The organism is Kouleothrix sp., from assembly GCF_046328425.1.
GTDB lineage: Bacteria > Chloroflexota > Chloroflexia > Chloroflexales > Roseiflexaceae > Kouleothrix.
On sequence record NZ_JAXLWP010000003.1, the window covers coordinates 298,904 to 314,066 of the forward strand.

Genomic DNA, 15,163 nt, shown 5'->3' on the forward strand with positions numbered 1-15,163 from the left:
CGGCTATGCCACATCCGGCCGATCGCTTGCTGCATGTGGGGCTTCGGGGCGGCTTCGCCGCCTCCGAAATTTCGCGTTGCAATGCCCTGACCGGCGAAGCCGGGCAGGGCATTACGCAGCGATCAAACGGGGTAGGTATTAGCCGTTGCGCGGCTCCCACACCTCTTCCAGCACGCAGTTCCAGGGGAACTTGAACTCATCGGCGGCGTCGTAGACGTGCGACTGCAGATTCACCACGATCACCTCCGGCGGCGTCAGCGCTTTCCAGCCGTGCATGATCATCGGCGGAATCTTGATCAGCCGCGGGCGCTGCGAGCCGAGAAAGATCGCGTTCACGTGCCCAAATGTCGGCGAGTCGGGCCGGATGTCGACCAACGACACCTGCAGCTTGCCGCGCGTTACAGTGAACTGGTCGGTATGAATGTCGTGCAGGTGCCAGCATTTCACCACGCCATGGTCGGTGGCGCTCTGGTACACGTGCGCCGGCATCACCAGGTTCTCGGCCTCGATCCACGGCCGGCTCCACAGCTCGATCACGTCGCCGCGGCCGTCGAGGTTCACGCGCAGATCCTTGACAATCACGCCCTCGATCGTCGGCACGCGCGATGCCGGCTGTATCTGGTAGCGAATACTGCGTAGCCACTCGATCGTCACATCGGCGGCGTGCTTAGGCGTGCTGTCGCTCTGGGTAGCGCTCATGGCTGTCGTATCTCCTTGGGCCAGCGATTGGATATCTTCTTGCTGGCGCGCATTATAGCAGAGAACCGGGCATCAAAAACCGAGAGCCGGGCGCCGCGAGGCGCGCCCGGCTCTCGGTTTTCGGTTCGCCGCGTGCGCTATACCAGCAGGCTCATCGGCGCCTCGAGCAGCTTGCGCAGCTCGGCCAGGTACTGCGCCGCCACCGCACCATCGACAATCCGGTGGTCGGCGCTGAGGGTCACATTCATCACCTCGCCCACCACGATCTGGCCGCCGCGCACCACCGGCACCTGGCGCACCGCGCCAACCGCCAGCGAGGCCGCCTGCGGCGCGGTGATGATCGAGCCAAACTCGACCACGCCATACATGCCCAGGTTGGTCACTTGGAAGGTCGCGCCCTCGAGCTCGTTCTGCTTGATCTTGCCCTCGCGCGCGCGGCCGGCCATGTCTTTCACTTCGGCGGCGATCGTGCCGATGCTCTTTTTGTCGGCGTCCTTGATCACCGGCGCGATCAGGCCATCGTCCAGCGCCACCGCCACGCTCACGTGCACGCCGCTGTGCTTCACAATCCCGGCCTGGCCATCGCCGGTGGTGGCGAAGCTGGTATTCACCGCCGGCAGCTTCACCAGCGCCTTCGCGGCAGCCTTCACCACCAGGTCGTTCACCGACACCTTGACATCGGCCGCCCCGCTGTCGTTGATCTGTTTGCGCAGCTGCATGGCCGCGCCCATGTCGATCTCGACCGTGACGTAGATATGCGGCACGCCCGGCTTCGACTCGCTCATTGCCCGCGCGATCGCGCGGCGCATGCGCCCAAGCGGCTCGGCGGCTGCGTTTGGCGCGGGCGCCTGTGGCTGCGGCGCCGGGGCCGCTGGCGCTGGTGCTGGCACGGGCGCCTGTGGCTGCGGCGCCGGGGCCGGCGCGCTGGCGGGCTGGAAGCTCTCGACATTCTCCTTGATGATCCGGCCGCCCGGCCCGGTGCCCTGCACCTGGCGCAGGTCGATCCCGCGCTCGGCCGCCAGCCGGCGCGCCAGCGGCGAGGCCTTGATATGCTCGTCGCCCTGGCCATTCGCTGGCGCGGCCTGCGGCTGTGGCGCGTTCGGCGCAGGCGCCTGCTGGGCCTCGGCGCGCGCCTCAGCGGTGTTACGCGCTACTGCTTCGGCGCCACCCTCCTCGGCCGGGGTCTGCTGGTCGCCGGCCGGCGGTGCGGCCTCGGCCGGGGCCGCGCCCTCGCCGATCAGCGCGATCACCTGGCCAATCGGCACCACCTTGCCCTCTTCGACCAGGATCTTCTGCAGCGTGCCGCTCTCGAACGATTGCAGCTCCATTGTCGCCTTGTCGGTCTCGATCTCGGCGATAATATCGCCATTCTCGATCCTGTCGCCCGGCTTCTTCAGCCAGCGGCCAACCGACCCCTCCGACATTGTGTCGCTCAGGCGCGGCATGGTTACTTCTGCCATCGTTTGCCTCCTTCCAGCGAGCGATAGATCGCATTGATCAGATCTTGCGCGCCCGGCTTGGATGCTTGCGATAGCTTGGCGGCATACGGGAGCGGGACCTCCACGCCGGCCACCCGCAGCACCGGCGCGTCGAGGTAGTCGAACGCGCCCTCCTGGATGGTCGCGGCGATCTCGGCGCCAATGCCATACGAGTACCAGTCTTCCTCGATCACCACCGCCCGGCTGGTCTTCTTCACCGAATTGACGATCGTCTCACGGTCGAGCGGCCGCAGCGAGCGCAGGTCGACCACCTCGACGCTGATGCCTTCTTTTTCGAGGTTCTGGGCTACCTGCATCGCCACAACGGTCATGCGCGAGTAGGCCACCACCGTAATATCGGTGCCCTCGCGCTTCACCTCGGCCTTGCCAATCGGCAGGGTGTAGTCTTCGTCTTGCGGAACTTCGCCCTTGGTATCGTACAGCGCCAGGCTCTCGATAAAGATCACCGGGTCGTCGTCGCGGATGGCGGCGCGCAGCAGCCCCTTGGCGTCGTAGGGCGTTGAAGGCGCCACCACCTTAAGGCCCGGGCAGTAGGCGAACCAGTTCTCGAAGCTCTGCGAGTGCGTGGCAGCCAGCTGGCCCACGCCGCCCGAAGGCGTGCGAACCACCAGCGGCACGCGTGCCTGCCCGCCGAACATATAGTGGATCTTCGAGGCATGGTTCACGATCTGGTCGATCGCCACCAGGATGAAGTTGATCGTCATGATCTCGACCACCGGGCGCATGCCCAGCATCGCCGCGCCAACGGCCAGGCCCACGAAGCCTTCTTCGGCGATCGGCGTATCGACCACGCGCTGCTTGCCGAACTCGCTCTGCAACCCCTCGGTGATCCGGTACGAGCCCTGGAACTTGCCGATCTCCTCGCCCATCAGCACGACGCGCTCATCGCGCGCCAGCTCTTCACCCAGGGTGTCGTTGAGCGCCTGGCGGTAGGTTATCACTGGCATACGTTATCGCCCTCCTTGCGCCTGCCGGGCGATCGCCAGCGCTTCCTCGCGGCCGGGCGTGTTTGGCACGGGCGTGGCATACATATAGTCGAACAGGTCTTCGATCTTGGGGTCGGGGCTCTTGTCGGCGAAATCGATCGCCTCCTGCACCTCGCGCTCGACGCGCGTGGCCGTCTCTTTCAGCCAGGCGTCGTCGGCGATCTTGGCGTCGCTCAGCTGGCGCGCGAACATCGACACCGGATCCTGCGCGCGGCCCTGCTTCACTTCCTCAGGGTCGCGGTAGCGGTCGGCGTCGATCACCGAGTGGCCGCGGAAGCGAAAGCTCACCGCCTCGAGAATCGCCGGCTGCTTCTCGTTCTCGGCGCGCTCGCGCAGCCGCCGGGCCGCGTCGCGTATCGCCAGCACATCGCGGCCATCCACGCGCTCGCCGTGCATGCGGAACGCCGCGCCGCGCTTGTAGAGATCCGGCTCGGCCGCGCCTTCCTCGACGGTTGTGCCCATGCCGTAGCCGTTATTGACGATCAGGTAGATCACCGGCAGCTTCCACAGCGCCGCCAGGTTGAGCGACTCGTGCCACGCGCCGATGTTCGTAGTCGCGTCGCCCATCTGGCACACCACGACGCCAGGGCGGTTCTGCTGCTTCAGCGCGTAGGCCGCGCCGGTTGCTAGCGGCAGCTGCCCACCGACGATCGCGTAGCCGCCCATGAAGTGGGTGCCTGCATCGAACAGGTGCATCGAGCCGCCGCGCCCGCGCGACACGCCCGTCTCTTTGCCGAACAGCTCGGCCATCACCGGCCCCGGCTCAATGCCGCGCGCGATGATATAGCCGTGCTCGCGGTAGTTTGTGAAAATGTAGTCGTCGGCCGTCAGCGCCGCCATCAGGCCCACGATCGTCGCCTCTTCGCCCAGGTTGAGGTGGCAGTAGCCGCCAATCTTGGCCTTGGTGTACATCTCGCCGGCGCGCTCCTCGAAGCGCCGGAGCAGCAGCATCTGGTAGTAGTAGTGCTTCAGCTGCTCCGGGTCCTCGCCCGAAAGGTCGCGCCGTACCTCCTCGGCGCCATCAACCGGCTGTTTGGCTTGTTTCGCCATGGTTCCTCGCTCCTTAACACTGCGTCAGGCGCGCACCGGTACGCAGCGGGGCGCCTCCATCCCACTGCTGCGTCGGCTGCGCGTTATTCGCTCCTACATCCCCGGGTGCATCGTCTCGTGGGTGAAGACGCTCTGAGGCGCGTGGCAGCGCGGGCACTGCTCGGGCGCCTGTGGCCCACGAACGACCTCGCCACACACCGGGCACACCCAGCGCATGGCGATCTGCTTGATCAGATCCGACCGGCTCACAATACCGACGAGCCGATCGCCTCGCAGCACCGGCACACGCCGAATGCGCCGGTTAGCCAGCAGGTGCGCCACCTCTTCGACATTGGTATCTTCGGTGACGCTGATCACGCCGCGGCTCATAATGTCGGCCACGGTATGCCCTTCTTTCGAGATAAAGTCGTACTCTGTCGCCAGGCCCACCAGCGAGCCAGCGTCGTTCACCACCGGCAGGCCGCTAATGCGGTGGCGCGCTAGCACGCGGGCGGCATCTTCGATGGTGCTGGTCTCCAGCACGCTAATCACGTCGGCGGTCATAATCTCGCGAACTTGCATGGCTCTAGCTCCTATAACGCTCGACACAGCTGCGAATTACGCGGTTCATTGATTTAGCGCCGGCCCTGGGCCGGACGCTCGCCCTGGATCACACGCACCAGCTCGGGCAGGCTCAGGCGCGAGGCCACCCGCGGCGGCGCCTTCGGGCTGCCGCACAGCAACAGCCGCGTGCTCGGGTGCAAATACCAATCGGCATCGCCATCGACCAATTGCAGCGCCTGGAACACCGGCGTCAGATCGACCTTCGACCGCGCCTGCGCTGCCACGCCCATCCAGCCGTGGCCGTCGCGGTAGGCGTATAGCACTGCGCCATGCCGGTATGCGAGCTTGCTCGAGCCGCCGTCTTCGCTCTCCATAGCAATTCCCAAACCCCAGCGCGTATCGAACTCGAGCCGCCGCGCAAACGCCTGCTCAAGGCGTATCTGGCGGATCTCATGCTCGTACCAGGCGTCCAGGTTGGGTAGCATCGCGTAGGCAACGTGGCGCGGCCGGTTGGGGAACAGCAGGTTATAGCCGGTGATCAGCGCATTGATGTTGAAAAAGCCCTGCTCGCTAGCTGGCGCCAGGGCGTTGTCGATCTGGCAGACCTGGCGCACCATTCGTTCGAGCGCTTGGTCGTAGGGGGCAAGCGCGCGGCGCACCAGCTCGGCCGAGCACAGGTTCTGCACCTTGCGCTGGTGATGGTCAAAACGGCCACCACCAGTGTCAACATGCACGATGCGTGGGTTGGCATCGGCCGGCAAGCTCTGCCAGGTGCTGCCGGCCGGCACAAACTCGAGCTCGGCATCGCCGGCATCGGCGAATCGCATCAGGATCCAAATCGCGGTGACACAATCGAGATCCGGCGCCAGATGCCCAACGATCGTCATCGGCTGCGCCAACGAAACTGCGCTCGCTTTCCAGGTTCTGTGCCGCGGGAAGCCAGGTGCTTGCCGTGCCACGTCGCGGGTGTGCACAACCATACGCCGCGCGAAATCGGATGGTTAGCACATCGTCATTCTGCTATCAGACGCTGAATCCAGCCGGGAAGTATAGCAGAAAGGCAGAGGCTCTGCAACCGCCAAAAACACACGGGGTGTGACGGAAAGTCTTGCAGGTGGTAGGATGAGGTCGCGACACATTTTCTCTAGGAGCGATGCGATGAGCCACCCGCTTGACGAGCACACCTGGCATCGGATGACTGAGGAGATTCTGGCTGGGATGCGCGAATGGCGCCAGGCCCATCCCAAAGCCACGCTCCGCGAAATCGAGGACGAACTGGATACCCGCTGGGCGCGCGTCCGAGCGCGTATGCTCGAAGCTATGGCGCTCGCCAGTGCGGCCGCCAATTGGACTGCTGCACCGGCGGAGCAGCAGCCGACTTGCCCGGATTGTGGCCAACCGCTCCGCCTCCGTGGCACTGACACACGCACACTCCAAACACACGGCGGCCAATCCTTGAACCTGGCGCGTTCCTACGGCACCTGCCCTGCCTGCGGCACGGGCCTTTTCCCCCCTCGATGACGAGTTGGGCGTTTGTTCGCGCTCTCGACCATCCCGCTGCCAATCGGCCACCCGTCCGCGATGAACTGCGGGTACTGCATCTGCGCCTCTCGGCTTTCGAGATAGGCCAGGCAACTGGCCAGTTCGGTGGTGCTCGGCACTGTCGCGATCAGCGTCCGAAGCAGCGGCAGCACCGAGGCCGGGCCATCGTGTTTGAGCGCGTGACGCAGTTCCGCCACCCGAGCCGGTGTGAGAAGTGCGCCGTCTCTGCCAGCCGTTTGGCCGATCTCTGTCAGATATTCCGCCGCGTGGGCAAAGTCGAGGATGCGCACCGCGTCGGGGTAGTGCAGATCCACGAATGACTGACACCAGACCGCTCCGTCAACCACTGCGCCGACCTGTCGTGCGCCTTCAAGCCCGCGCCGGTGCAATTCAAGGGTCGCCAGCTCGCCAAAGCTCGTACTGTCGGTGCGGCGCGAGAAATAGGACAGGGTGGTCGTGTGCACACCTGGGCCATCGGCGGTGTTCTGGGCCGGCTGTACCTCGCCAACCGCGAGTGTGCGCACTTCGGTCCATTGGCCGTGAACGAGCGGCACCATGGCGCCATCGACGCTGAGCAGCAGGCGGTTCGGCGCGCAGGGTGGCGCGGGCTGCTCACGCAGGATGCGTTCCGCTTCGGTGGTCTCGTAGGCGACCAGCATCGCACCAGCCGCTTCCGTGCGCGCTCGCGCAGTATCGGGATGGATCTGGGCACCGGTAAAGAAGGCCAGCTCGCGAGCGGCTTTCGCGAATGAGGGGATATGGGTGCTGAGCCGAACCAGCGCTTCGTGCAGTCGTGGGGTCAGAGAGCCGGGCAGCAAGCCCAGTTCTTCATCGAGGGGGAAAAAGGCCCGCGCCACAGGCGGGGCAACTTCCGTACTGGCGATTGAGCGTGAGCGTTTGACCACCGTGGGTCTGGAGTGTGCGCGTGTCAGCGCCACGGAGGTGGAGTGGCTGACCGCAATCCGGGCAAGACGGCTGCTGACCCTCCGGTGCGGCGGTCCAGTTGGCGGCAGCACTCGCGAGTGCCATAGCTTCGAGCATCCGCGCTCGGACGCGCGCCCAGCGAGTATCCAGTTCGTCCTCGAGTTCGCGGAGCGTGGCTTTCGGATGCGCCAGGCGCCAGTCGCGCATCCCAGCCAGAATCTCCTCCGTCATCCGATGCCAGGTGTGTTCGTCAAGCGGGTGGCTCATCATATCGCTCCTGCAGAAATTGAGTCGCGACCTCATCCTACCACGTGCAAGACTTTCCGTCACACCCAAACACACGCCCCCGCCTCCTGGTTGGGAAGCGAGGGCATGCTTGCAGGTAGTGGCTGCAGGCCTACTGGCTACGCGCCAGCGCGATCTTCAGCACTTCCTCCATCGACGACACCGGTATAAGCTGCAGATCGTCGCGCACTTTCTGCGGCAGCTCGCTGATGTCTTTGGCATTGTCCTTCGGCAGAATAAACGTCTTGATGCCGGCGCGATGCGCTGCTAGCGTCTTCTCCTTCAGGCCGCCAATCGGCAGTACCTTGCCGCGCAGCGTTACCTCGCCGGTCATCGCCACATCGCGCCGCACCGGCCGCCCGGTCATCGCCGAGATCAGCGCAGTCGTCAGCGTGATGCCGGCCGAGGGGCCATCCTTCGGCACCGCGCCTTCCGGCACGTGCACGTGGATGTTGTGCTCCTCGAAGTAGTTCGGGTCGATCCCGAGCTGGTCGGCGCGGTAGCGCGCGTACGAGAGCGCCGCCTGCGCTGACTCCTTCATCACGTCGCCGAGCTGCCCGGTGAGCTGGAGCGCGCCTTTGCCGCGCACCGGCAACACCTCGATCGACAGCGTGTCACCGCCGGTTGGCGACCAGTACACACCAGTGGCAACGCCGATCTCGTCTTTCTCCTCGGCCAGGCCGAACGAGAATCGCTCCGGGCCAAGGTAGGTCACAATGTCGCCCTCGTCGATCACGTACTGCTGGGCTGCTGCCTCGCTCGCGGGTGCCTCTACGCCATCGGCCGATTGTGCCTTGGCCGCATCGCCGGCTGCCGCGACCTTGCGCGCCACCTTGCGGCACAGGCTCGCCAGCTCGCGCTCGAGGTTGCGCACGCCCGCTTCGCGCGTATACTCGCGGATGAGCTTTAGCACCGCTGCGTTGGTGATCTGCAGCTGCTCGGTCGTAAGCCCGTGGAACTCGCGCTGCTTACGTACCAGAAAGCCCTGCGCGATCCCGAGTTTCTCGTCCTCGGTGTAGCCGCCGATCTCGATTACCTCCATGCGGTCGCGCAGCGGCCCAGGGATCGGGTCGAGCTGGTTGGCAGTGGCAATAAACACCACCTGCGAAAGATCGTACGGGATCTCCAGGTAGTGATCCGAAAACGTATTGTTCTGCTCCGGGTCGAGCACCTCGAGCAGCGCCGAAGTCGGGTCGCCGCGAAAGTCCTGCCCGATCTTGTCGACTTCGTCGAGGATATAGACCGGGTAGCGCGACTTCGCCGTCTTCATACCCTGAATGATCCGGCCGGGCATCGCGCCGATATAGGTACGCCGGTGGCCACGGATCTCGGCCTCGTCGCGGATGCCGCCCAGGCTGGTGCGCACAAAGGCGCGGCCCAGCGCCCGCGCGATCGAGCGCCCCAGGCTGGTCTTCCCAACGCCGGGCGGGCCGACCAGGCACAAGATCGGGCTGCGCATCTTGCTGCCGGCCAGCTTGCGCACCGCCAGGTATTCCAGCAGGCGCTCCTTCACCTTCTCGAGCCCATAGTGGTCTTCGTCGAGCACCGCCTGGGCCTGGCTGATGCTGATCTCGGGCATGTCCTCTTCCGACCAAGGCAGGGAGATGATCCAATCCAGGTAGGTGCGGATCACGCCCGACTCGGGGCTGTTCATGCCTTGCTGGGCCAGCCGCTTCAGCTCGTGTGTGGCCTGCTCTTTTACATACTCGGGCGCTTTCAGCTCGGCGATCTTGCGCTTCAGCTCGTCGATCGGGTCGTCGCTATCTTCATCCTCGCCAAGCTCGCGGCGGATCACGCGCATTTGCTCGCGCAGAAAATACTCGCGCTGGCTCTGATCCAGCATCTCTTTGGTATCCTGCTGGATCTTCTGACGCAGCTTCAGCAGCTCGAGCTGGCGCGCCAGCAGCATATACGCCTTGCGCAGCCGCTCGATCGGGTCGATCTCGTTCAGAATATCAAGGCGCTCGCTGAACTCAAACGCTGGCGCGTAGGTCACGATATCGGCCAGGTGGCCAGGCTTGTCGATCCGGTGCACGAACGCCACGGCGTCCTGCGGCACCTCGCCCAGGTGATCGACCAGCTCGTCCATCTGCTGCTTGACCGTGTCCATCAGCGCCTCGACCTCCATACCGGTCGGCTCGGTTTCGACGATCGGCGTGCAGCGTACCCGGTAGAACGGCTCCGCCTGCACAATCGCCTCGATCCGCGCGCGCTGCGAACCCTGCAGAATAATGCGGAATGTATCGTCGGGCAGCTTGATCAGCTCTTCCAGCTGCGCGATCACCCCAATTGGCGGGAGCTGGTTGGGCTGCCCGCTTTTATAATTCTCGATCTCTTCGGCCGAGACAAAGATCAGCAGCACTTCCTGATCATCACCCCATGCCTGCTCCATCGCCCGCGATGATTTTCCAAAAGGCACCTGGAGCGGCACCGACATCCGCGGAACAATGACCATCTCCCCAAGCACTACCAGCGGAAGGTCGCGCTCGACCGGCTCGGCGCGGCCAGGGCTGGGCATTGCTGGCTCTCGCTCGGAGAGTTCTCGGTTCTTACTCATCGTGTATCCTCGCTTGTCAGGCTATCTGACCGGGTGAGTGCGCTCTATGCAAAACGTTTGATCTTTGCTTTAAAGGGCTTAAGTTTAGCTTCATACACTACGCATGGTACCACATCTTTGCTAGCTTTGAGATGAGCGCTGGCTGAAAACAGCGCTCCCGCGCCTCGCGCACCTTGAGCGGTTTCACTGTTACACCGATTATTAACCTTCTCAGGTTCGGCCGGCACGAAATTGGCTATGCGCTATGCATGCCAAACGGCGGCTCGGCCGCTTCAATCGTATGCAGCATCGCGGCCAACACTGCGTCGAGCAGGCGCTGAAGCTCGTGGAGATCTTCGGGCCGAATATGCTCCAGCGCGGCGCGCAGCTCATCGCGCCGCGTATGCTCGATCGCCCGTAGCAGCTCGCGGCCGCGCTCGGTGACGCTCACCACCACCTGCCGCCGATCGCCCTCGGGCCGGCCGCGCTCGACCAGCCGCTTTTCGAGCAGCCGGTCGACCACGCCGGTGAGCGAGGCAGCCGATTGGTGCGTGGCGCGCGCCAGATCCGACATCTTGCACTCGCCATGGCAGTAGTTCAGGTGTAACAGTGTATGATACTGCGGTATCGTCAAGTCGAAACGCGCGTGAGCCAGCAGCTGCATGAACTGACGCTGCCCTAGCCAGCCAATCTGGATGATCGCCCGCTCGATCTGCTCGAAGGGATCGCTGCCCTGTGTGCCCATGCGCCTGCCCTTTTCGCTGAACATATATCCTGTAAATATTTAATATCATTAAGTATATCACGAGCAGGCAGCCGCGTCAAATCAATTCAGGAAATAATTTTGTGAATAGAAATATATTACAACCCCGCCACTATTCCGCTACTATCTTGTGAGCCACAGCGGATCGGCTGAAGAGTATCATTCTAGCATTGCGACAACACATCCTCGCAGCAATGCGCCGAGGCATATCATGACATTCCGCTCGATCCTGATTGTTGATGATGAAGAGAACCAGCGCTTCCTGGTGGCCCAGGCCCTACGCACGCTCGCCTGCGACTGGCTGATCGCAACAGCCGCCTCCGGCCACGAAGCGCTCGAGGCTATCGGCGAGCACACCCCCGACCTGATTATCACCGACTATAACATGCCGGCGATGAACGGCCTCGAGCTGATCTCACAAGTGCGGCACCGCCATATCGCGGCGCGGATCATTCTGATGACCGCCTACAGCTCGCCGGAATTATACGCGGCCGCGCAGCGATTGCAGGTCGATCATTACGTAACGAAGCCAGTGAAGGTCACGCATCTCCGCCGGCTGGCCACGACCACGCTCGAAGAGCGCTGAGCCGCAGCGTCAATGCCACGGAGGCGCGTCCGCCCTAGCGGTCATCGCCCGACCTGAGCGGCAGGCGCCCGAGCACATACAGGATCAGCCAGATCATCAGCGTGCTGCCCACCGCCAGCACGTAGCGCTCGAGCCCTACCGCAATGCCGATCGCGGCGGTTACCAATATCGACGCCGCAGTGGTCAGGCCCTGCACGCGGTCGCGCTTGCCCGAGACAAAGATCGTGCCGGCGCCTAGAAAGCTTATGCCCGTAACAATCGCTTCAACAGTGTTCAGCGGCTCAATTTGAAGGCGAAAGTTGCCAGGCGGCGCCGGCGGGGCCAGCGGCTGATACTCCAGAATAAACAGGTCGGTAAATGATACAAACAGCGTGGCGCCAACCGCAACCAGCATATGCGTGCGCAGGCCGGCATCTTTGCCGTGCATCTCGCGCTCGTAGCCAATCAGGCCGCTGAGAAGCGCCGCGACAAACACGCGCAGCAAAATCCATAGCTCGATCTCCATTTACCGCTCCTCCACAGACAAGCCACCAGGGCGCCAAAACGGCAGCCTGGTGGCTTGTTCAGCAAGTAGCGTGCGCCGGGGGTTGCGTGGCTATGCTTTGAAGTGCACGATCCGCAGAAAGCTATCGGCCTTGAGCGACGCGCCGCCAACCAGCGCGCCGTCGATGTCTGGCTGGCGCATCAGCTCGTCGACGTTATCGGGCTTGACGCTGCCGCCGTACTGGATGCGGATTGTATCGGCGATTTCGCGGTCGTACAGCTCGGCCAGCGTGCCGCGGATGGTTGCGTGCATCGCCTGGGCATCGGCGGGCGTGGCGGTATCGCCGGTGCCAATCGCCCACACCGGCTCGTAGGCGATCACACAGTTGCCGAGCGCGCCAGCTTCGACCCCAGCCAGCCCTGCGCGCACCTGGCTTACCACCACCGCCTCGGCCTCGCCGGCGTCGCGCTGCGGCTTGGTTTCGCCCACACACAAGATCGGGCGCAGGCCACTGCCGAGCACCGCGTGCAGCTTGCGATTGATCAGCGCGTCGCCCTCGCCGAACACGTGGCGGCGCTCGCTATGCCCAACAATCACATAGCGGCAGCCAACATCGGCCAGCATGCCCGGTGCGATCGCGCCGGTAAAGGCGCCCTGCGGCTCGGGGTAGACATCCTGCGCGCCCAGCGCAATCGGCGTCTCTTGCAGCAGCGAGCTTAGCGCGTGCAGCGCCGTATAGGGCGGGCATACCAGCACCTCGCGGTCGGATGTGTCGCCGAGATCGCGCAGCAACGCCTCGACCAAATCCACCGCTTCGCCAATCGTCTTGTACATCTTCCAATTCCCAGCAAGCAGGGGAATACGCATGATTTCACTCCTTTTCAAGCCACATAGAACAGGCCGCGTGTGCCTACTGTACCGCATCTCGCGCAATTCGTGGCAGGCGAAATCTCACCGTGGCGTTAGAATCCGACAATTTGTGCGCCAGGCGCAGAGTGGGGCGGCGGCATAGACCCGAGCAGGCTTCGATATGACACTGTACGGGCGCGATCTATCGCGCCCGTACGCCTTTGGGGCAATGAGCTGGAACGCTGGCTTGAACCGTGCCTACCGAAAAAAGCGCAGCAGTGTGACAATCGTCGATTCGCTACCGAGCACGAACGTGAGCAGAATGCCAATCGCCACGGTGATGCCGAATACTAGCGGGCTCCAGTTGAGCACTTTGGCGCCGTCGAACGGGCCGGCCGGGATCATATTGAACAGCCCCAGCCAGGCATTCAAGCTAAAGCCAATAAAGCAGATATCGATGACAATGCGCGGCACGCTTACCTGCGCAACCACAATGCCTATCAGGGCAATAAAGAACAGCAGCGACAGCACCAGGTTTGTGGCCGGGCCTGCCAGGGCGATCAGGCCACCCTGGCGGGTGGTGAGATAGCCACGGTGCCACACCGCCCCTGGCGCGGCGATAAAGAAGCCAGCGAAGGCGATCACGATCGACAGCAGCAGCCAGCCGTTGTTCGCCACGAAATGCGCCTCGGCGCCATAGCGGCGCGCCACCACCCGGTGCGCCAGCTCGTGCAGCACAAAGCCCAGGCCACACACCACCGCCGATACCAAGAGGTTCGAGATGAACCCGGTGCTCAGCAGGTTTCCGGCGCCGGTGCGTAGCACTGCGTACGCTAGCGTAGTGCCGGCCCAGGCCTTCAGCAGCTCGAAATTGTCGTTGGCCTGGCCGCGAAAGATCGCTTCGTCGGGGGTTTGAAACAGACGATTCACAATTGTTCGCTTTCCTGCATGCTGTCAACCATCGGCGTGCCCGCTAGGCTGCCAGGCGTGCTCGCCAATCAGCGGCACGAAGCGCACCTCGCCCAGGCGCTCGGCCTGCGTCTGGTGATCGCGGCGCGTCAGCCGCAGCAGCAGCTGCGCGTCGCGCCCACCAACCGGGATCACCAGCCGGCCACCTTCGCCCAGCTGGTCGCGTAGCGGGCGCGGCACCCACGGCGCCGCAGCCGACACGGCGATGCCATCAAAGGGCGCGTACTCGGGCAGCCCGGCCGTGCCATCGGCGGCGATCACGTGTACATTCGTATAGCCAAGCTCGCGCAGCCGCCGCTCGGCGCTCTCGGCCAGCGCGGGCTTACGCTCGACAGCATACACCTCGCCAGCCAGCAAGCTCAGCACTGCGGCCGCGTACCCCGACCCCGCGCCAATCTCGAGCACGCGCTCGCTGCGGTTCAGCAGCAGCGCCTGCGCCATGAGCGCCACGATAAACGGCTGTGAGATCGTCTGGCCCTCAAGGATCGGCAGCGCGTGATCGCCATACGCCTGGTCGCGCGTCTCTTCGGGCACGAATAAATGGCGCGGCACGCTGGCCATCGCGTCGAGCACGCTCTGATCGTGTATCCCGCGCCGCTCGAGCTGGTTGCGCACCATGGTGTAGCGTTCGTGTTTTGAGTCCATATCACTCCTCCGCTGCCGGTATTATACCGCAGTCGGCAGAATACGGCTGGCTGTCGTACAGCCTCGGTGACAAAGTAGCGCTGGCCGAAGTCAATCACACCATGCGCGGCAGGCCGGCCGCCCTGGTAACAATCTGGTATGGTGCAGTTGCTAGACTCTCTCCAGTTAATAGCTCGACACAGCAGCGCCGCCACGCAGCGGCCAAGCAGGAAGCAGAACAATGTTGCACAACGTCTCAGATGCCGAGTTGGTTGTTCGTGCGAAAGAGGGTGATCACGGTGCGTTCACGCAGATCTACGAGCGCTACGCGCCGGCGATCTACCGCTACATCTACTTCCGCATCGGCGAGGTCGAGCTCGCCGAAGATCTCCAGGCCGAGGTCTTCTTACGAATGCTTGAGGGGATTCACCGGTATGAAGATCGTGGCTGGCCCATCTCGGCGTGGCTGTATCGCATCGCGCGCGACCGAACGATCGACGTTATGCGGCGGCGGCGCAACCGCCAGCAGGTTCCGCTCGATTCCTGGGGCGGCTGGTGCGATGGCCCTGAAATCAGCGTTGGCGCACAGCTAGAGTACGAGGAGCTGACCAGCACGCTGGATGACCTGACGGCCGAGCAGCGCCAGGTGATTCAGATGCGCTTTCTTGCCGAGATGTCGATCCAAGAGGTCGCGCAGAAGCTGGGCCGTACCGAAGGCTCGGTGAAAGCGCTCCAGCATCGCGGCCTCCAATCGCTAGCCCGCCGGCTGCAAACAACCGCCGTAACCGCATAGCAATATTTGGCCCGACGCAGCCGCTCGCCAG

Annotated in this window: 15 protein-coding genes; 2 read left to right on the plus strand and 13 right to left on the minus strand. The window is 63.9% G+C overall.

Annotated features, from left to right (window positions below):
• Nucleotides 1-138: 138 nt before the first annotated feature.
• From U0177_RS01220 to U0177_RS01260, 9 genes are all read right to left on the minus strand, one after another.
• The gene (locus U0177_RS01220) at nucleotides 139-699 is read right to left on the minus strand and encodes a dTDP-4-dehydrorhamnose 3,5-epimerase family protein (RefSeq protein ID WP_409568758.1); all 561 of its coding nucleotides are present in this window, start codon (nucleotides 697-699) and stop codon (nucleotides 139-141) included.
• 137 nt (nucleotides 700-836) lie between these two features.
• Complete coding sequence (locus U0177_RS01225; protein ID WP_409568759.1) at nucleotides 837-2,159, minus strand: dihydrolipoamide acetyltransferase family protein; 1,323 nt, start codon at nucleotides 2,157-2,159, stop codon at nucleotides 837-839.
• A complete protein-coding gene (locus tag U0177_RS01230) occupies nucleotides 2,147-3,145 on the minus strand; it encodes a pyruvate dehydrogenase complex E1 component subunit beta (protein ID WP_409568760.1) in 999 nt (332 codons plus the stop codon). Before U0177_RS01230 ends, U0177_RS01225 begins: the two co-directional genes overlap by 13 nt.
• Before the next feature lie 3 nt (nucleotides 3,146-3,148).
• Nucleotides 3,149-4,234: a pyruvate dehydrogenase (acetyl-transferring) E1 component subunit alpha gene (pdhA, locus tag U0177_RS01235; protein WP_409568761.1), complete on the minus strand. Its 1,086-nt coding sequence runs from the start codon at nucleotides 4,232-4,234 to the stop codon at nucleotides 3,149-3,151.
• 93 nt (nucleotides 4,235-4,327) lie between these two features.
• Nucleotides 4,328-4,795 carry a CBS domain-containing protein gene (locus U0177_RS01240; protein WP_409568762.1) on the minus strand — a complete coding sequence of 156 codons (468 nt, stop codon included), beginning with the start codon at nucleotides 4,793-4,795 and terminating at the stop codon, nucleotides 4,328-4,330.
• Nucleotides 4,796-4,848: 53 nt separating this feature from the next.
• Complete coding sequence (locus U0177_RS01245) at nucleotides 4,849-5,604, minus strand: hypothetical protein (protein ID WP_409568763.1); 756 nt, start codon at nucleotides 5,602-5,604, stop codon at nucleotides 4,849-4,851.
• Between the two features lie 645 nt (nucleotides 5,605-6,249).
• Entirely contained in the window at nucleotides 6,250-7,176 is a 927-nt protein-coding gene (locus U0177_RS01250) for a hypothetical protein (RefSeq protein WP_409568764.1), read from the minus strand.
• A gap of 464 nt (nucleotides 7,177-7,640) precedes the next feature.
• The gene (lon, locus tag U0177_RS01255) at nucleotides 7,641-10,046 is read right to left on the minus strand and encodes an endopeptidase La (protein WP_409569071.1); all 2,406 of its coding nucleotides are present in this window, start codon (nucleotides 10,044-10,046) and stop codon (nucleotides 7,641-7,643) included.
• Between the two features lie 274 nt (nucleotides 10,047-10,320).
• Nucleotides 10,321-10,833: a MarR family winged helix-turn-helix transcriptional regulator gene (locus tag U0177_RS01260; protein WP_409568765.1), complete on the minus strand. Its 513-nt coding sequence runs from the start codon at nucleotides 10,831-10,833 to the stop codon at nucleotides 10,321-10,323.
• A gap of 205 nt (nucleotides 10,834-11,038) precedes the next feature.
• On the opposite strand from U0177_RS01260, the gene U0177_RS01265 reads away from it, so the two are divergent.
• Nucleotides 11,039-11,413: a response regulator transcription factor gene (locus tag U0177_RS01265; RefSeq protein WP_409568766.1), complete on the plus strand. Its 375-nt coding sequence runs from the start codon at nucleotides 11,039-11,041 to the stop codon at nucleotides 11,411-11,413.
• A 34-nt stretch (nucleotides 11,414-11,447) separates the two neighbouring features.
• Here the strand turns inward: U0177_RS01265 and U0177_RS01270 are convergent, their stop codons facing one another.
• From U0177_RS01270 to U0177_RS01285, 4 genes are all read right to left on the minus strand, one after another.
• Nucleotides 11,448-11,918, minus strand: coding sequence for an MgtC/SapB family protein (locus tag U0177_RS01270; RefSeq protein ID WP_409568767.1), 471 nt, complete (start codon nucleotides 11,916-11,918; stop codon nucleotides 11,448-11,450).
• A gap of 90 nt (nucleotides 11,919-12,008) precedes the next feature.
• Complete coding sequence (gene tpiA / locus U0177_RS01275; protein WP_409568768.1) at nucleotides 12,009-12,764, minus strand: triose-phosphate isomerase; 756 nt, start codon at nucleotides 12,762-12,764, stop codon at nucleotides 12,009-12,011.
• Between the two features lie 240 nt (nucleotides 12,765-13,004).
• Nucleotides 13,005-13,676 (minus strand): site-2 protease family protein, encoded by a 672-nt coding sequence (locus U0177_RS01280; protein WP_409568769.1) that lies wholly within the window; start codon nucleotides 13,674-13,676, stop codon nucleotides 13,005-13,007.
• Nucleotides 13,677-13,700: 24 nt separating this feature from the next.
• Complete coding sequence (locus tag U0177_RS01285) at nucleotides 13,701-14,360, minus strand: protein-L-isoaspartate(D-aspartate) O-methyltransferase (protein ID WP_409568770.1); 660 nt, start codon at nucleotides 14,358-14,360, stop codon at nucleotides 13,701-13,703.
• A 220-nt stretch (nucleotides 14,361-14,580) separates the two neighbouring features.
• Here U0177_RS01285 and U0177_RS01290 point away from each other — a divergent pair, with 220 nt between their 5' ends.
• Nucleotides 14,581-15,132 carry an RNA polymerase sigma factor gene (locus tag U0177_RS01290; RefSeq protein ID WP_409568771.1) on the plus strand — a complete coding sequence of 184 codons (552 nt, stop codon included), beginning with the start codon at nucleotides 14,581-14,583 and terminating at the stop codon, nucleotides 15,130-15,132.
• Nucleotides 15,133-15,163: the final 31 nt, after the last annotated feature.

What these genes read in the sequence shown, in the direction of transcription:
- U0177_RS01220 (WP_409568758.1), bottom strand. Translation starts at nt 699, where the DNA reads ATGAGCGCTACCCAGAGCGACAGCACGCCTAAGCACGCCGCCGATGTG.
- U0177_RS01225 (WP_409568759.1), bottom strand. Translation starts at nt 2,159, where the DNA reads ATGGCAGAAGTAACCATGCCGCGCCTGAGCGACACAATGTCGGAGGGG.
- U0177_RS01230 (WP_409568760.1), bottom strand. Translation starts at nt 3,145, where the DNA reads ATGCCAGTGATAACCTACCGCCAGGCGCTCAACGACACCCTGGGTGAA.
- pdhA (WP_409568761.1), bottom strand. Translation starts at nt 4,234, where the DNA reads ATGGCGAAACAAGCCAAACAGCCGGTTGATGGCGCCGAGGAGGTACGG.
- U0177_RS01240 (WP_409568762.1), bottom strand. Translation starts at nt 4,795, where the DNA reads ATGCAAGTTCGCGAGATTATGACCGCCGACGTGATTAGCGTGCTGGAG.
- U0177_RS01245 (WP_409568763.1), bottom strand. Translation starts at nt 5,604, where the DNA reads ATGCGATTCGCCGATGCCGGCGATGCCGAGCTCGAGTTTGTGCCGGCC.
- lon (WP_409569071.1), bottom strand. Translation starts at nt 10,046, where the DNA reads ATGCCCAGCCCTGGCCGCGCCGAGCCGGTCGAGCGCGACCTTCCGCTG.
- U0177_RS01260 (WP_409568765.1), bottom strand. Translation starts at nt 10,833, where the DNA reads ATGTTCAGCGAAAAGGGCAGGCGCATGGGCACACAGGGCAGCGATCCC.
- U0177_RS01265 (WP_409568766.1), top strand. Translation starts at nt 11,039, where the DNA reads ATGACATTCCGCTCGATCCTGATTGTTGATGATGAAGAGAACCAGCGC.
- U0177_RS01270 (WP_409568767.1), bottom strand. Translation starts at nt 11,918, where the DNA reads ATGGAGATCGAGCTATGGATTTTGCTGCGCGTGTTTGTCGCGGCGCTT.
- tpiA (WP_409568768.1), bottom strand. Translation starts at nt 12,764, where the DNA reads ATGCGTATTCCCCTGCTTGCTGGGAATTGGAAGATGTACAAGACGATT.
- U0177_RS01285 (WP_409568770.1), bottom strand. Translation starts at nt 14,360, where the DNA reads ATGGACTCAAAACACGAACGCTACACCATGGTGCGCAACCAGCTCGAG.
- U0177_RS01290 (WP_409568771.1), top strand. Translation starts at nt 14,581, where the DNA reads ATGTTGCACAACGTCTCAGATGCCGAGTTGGTTGTTCGTGCGAAAGAG.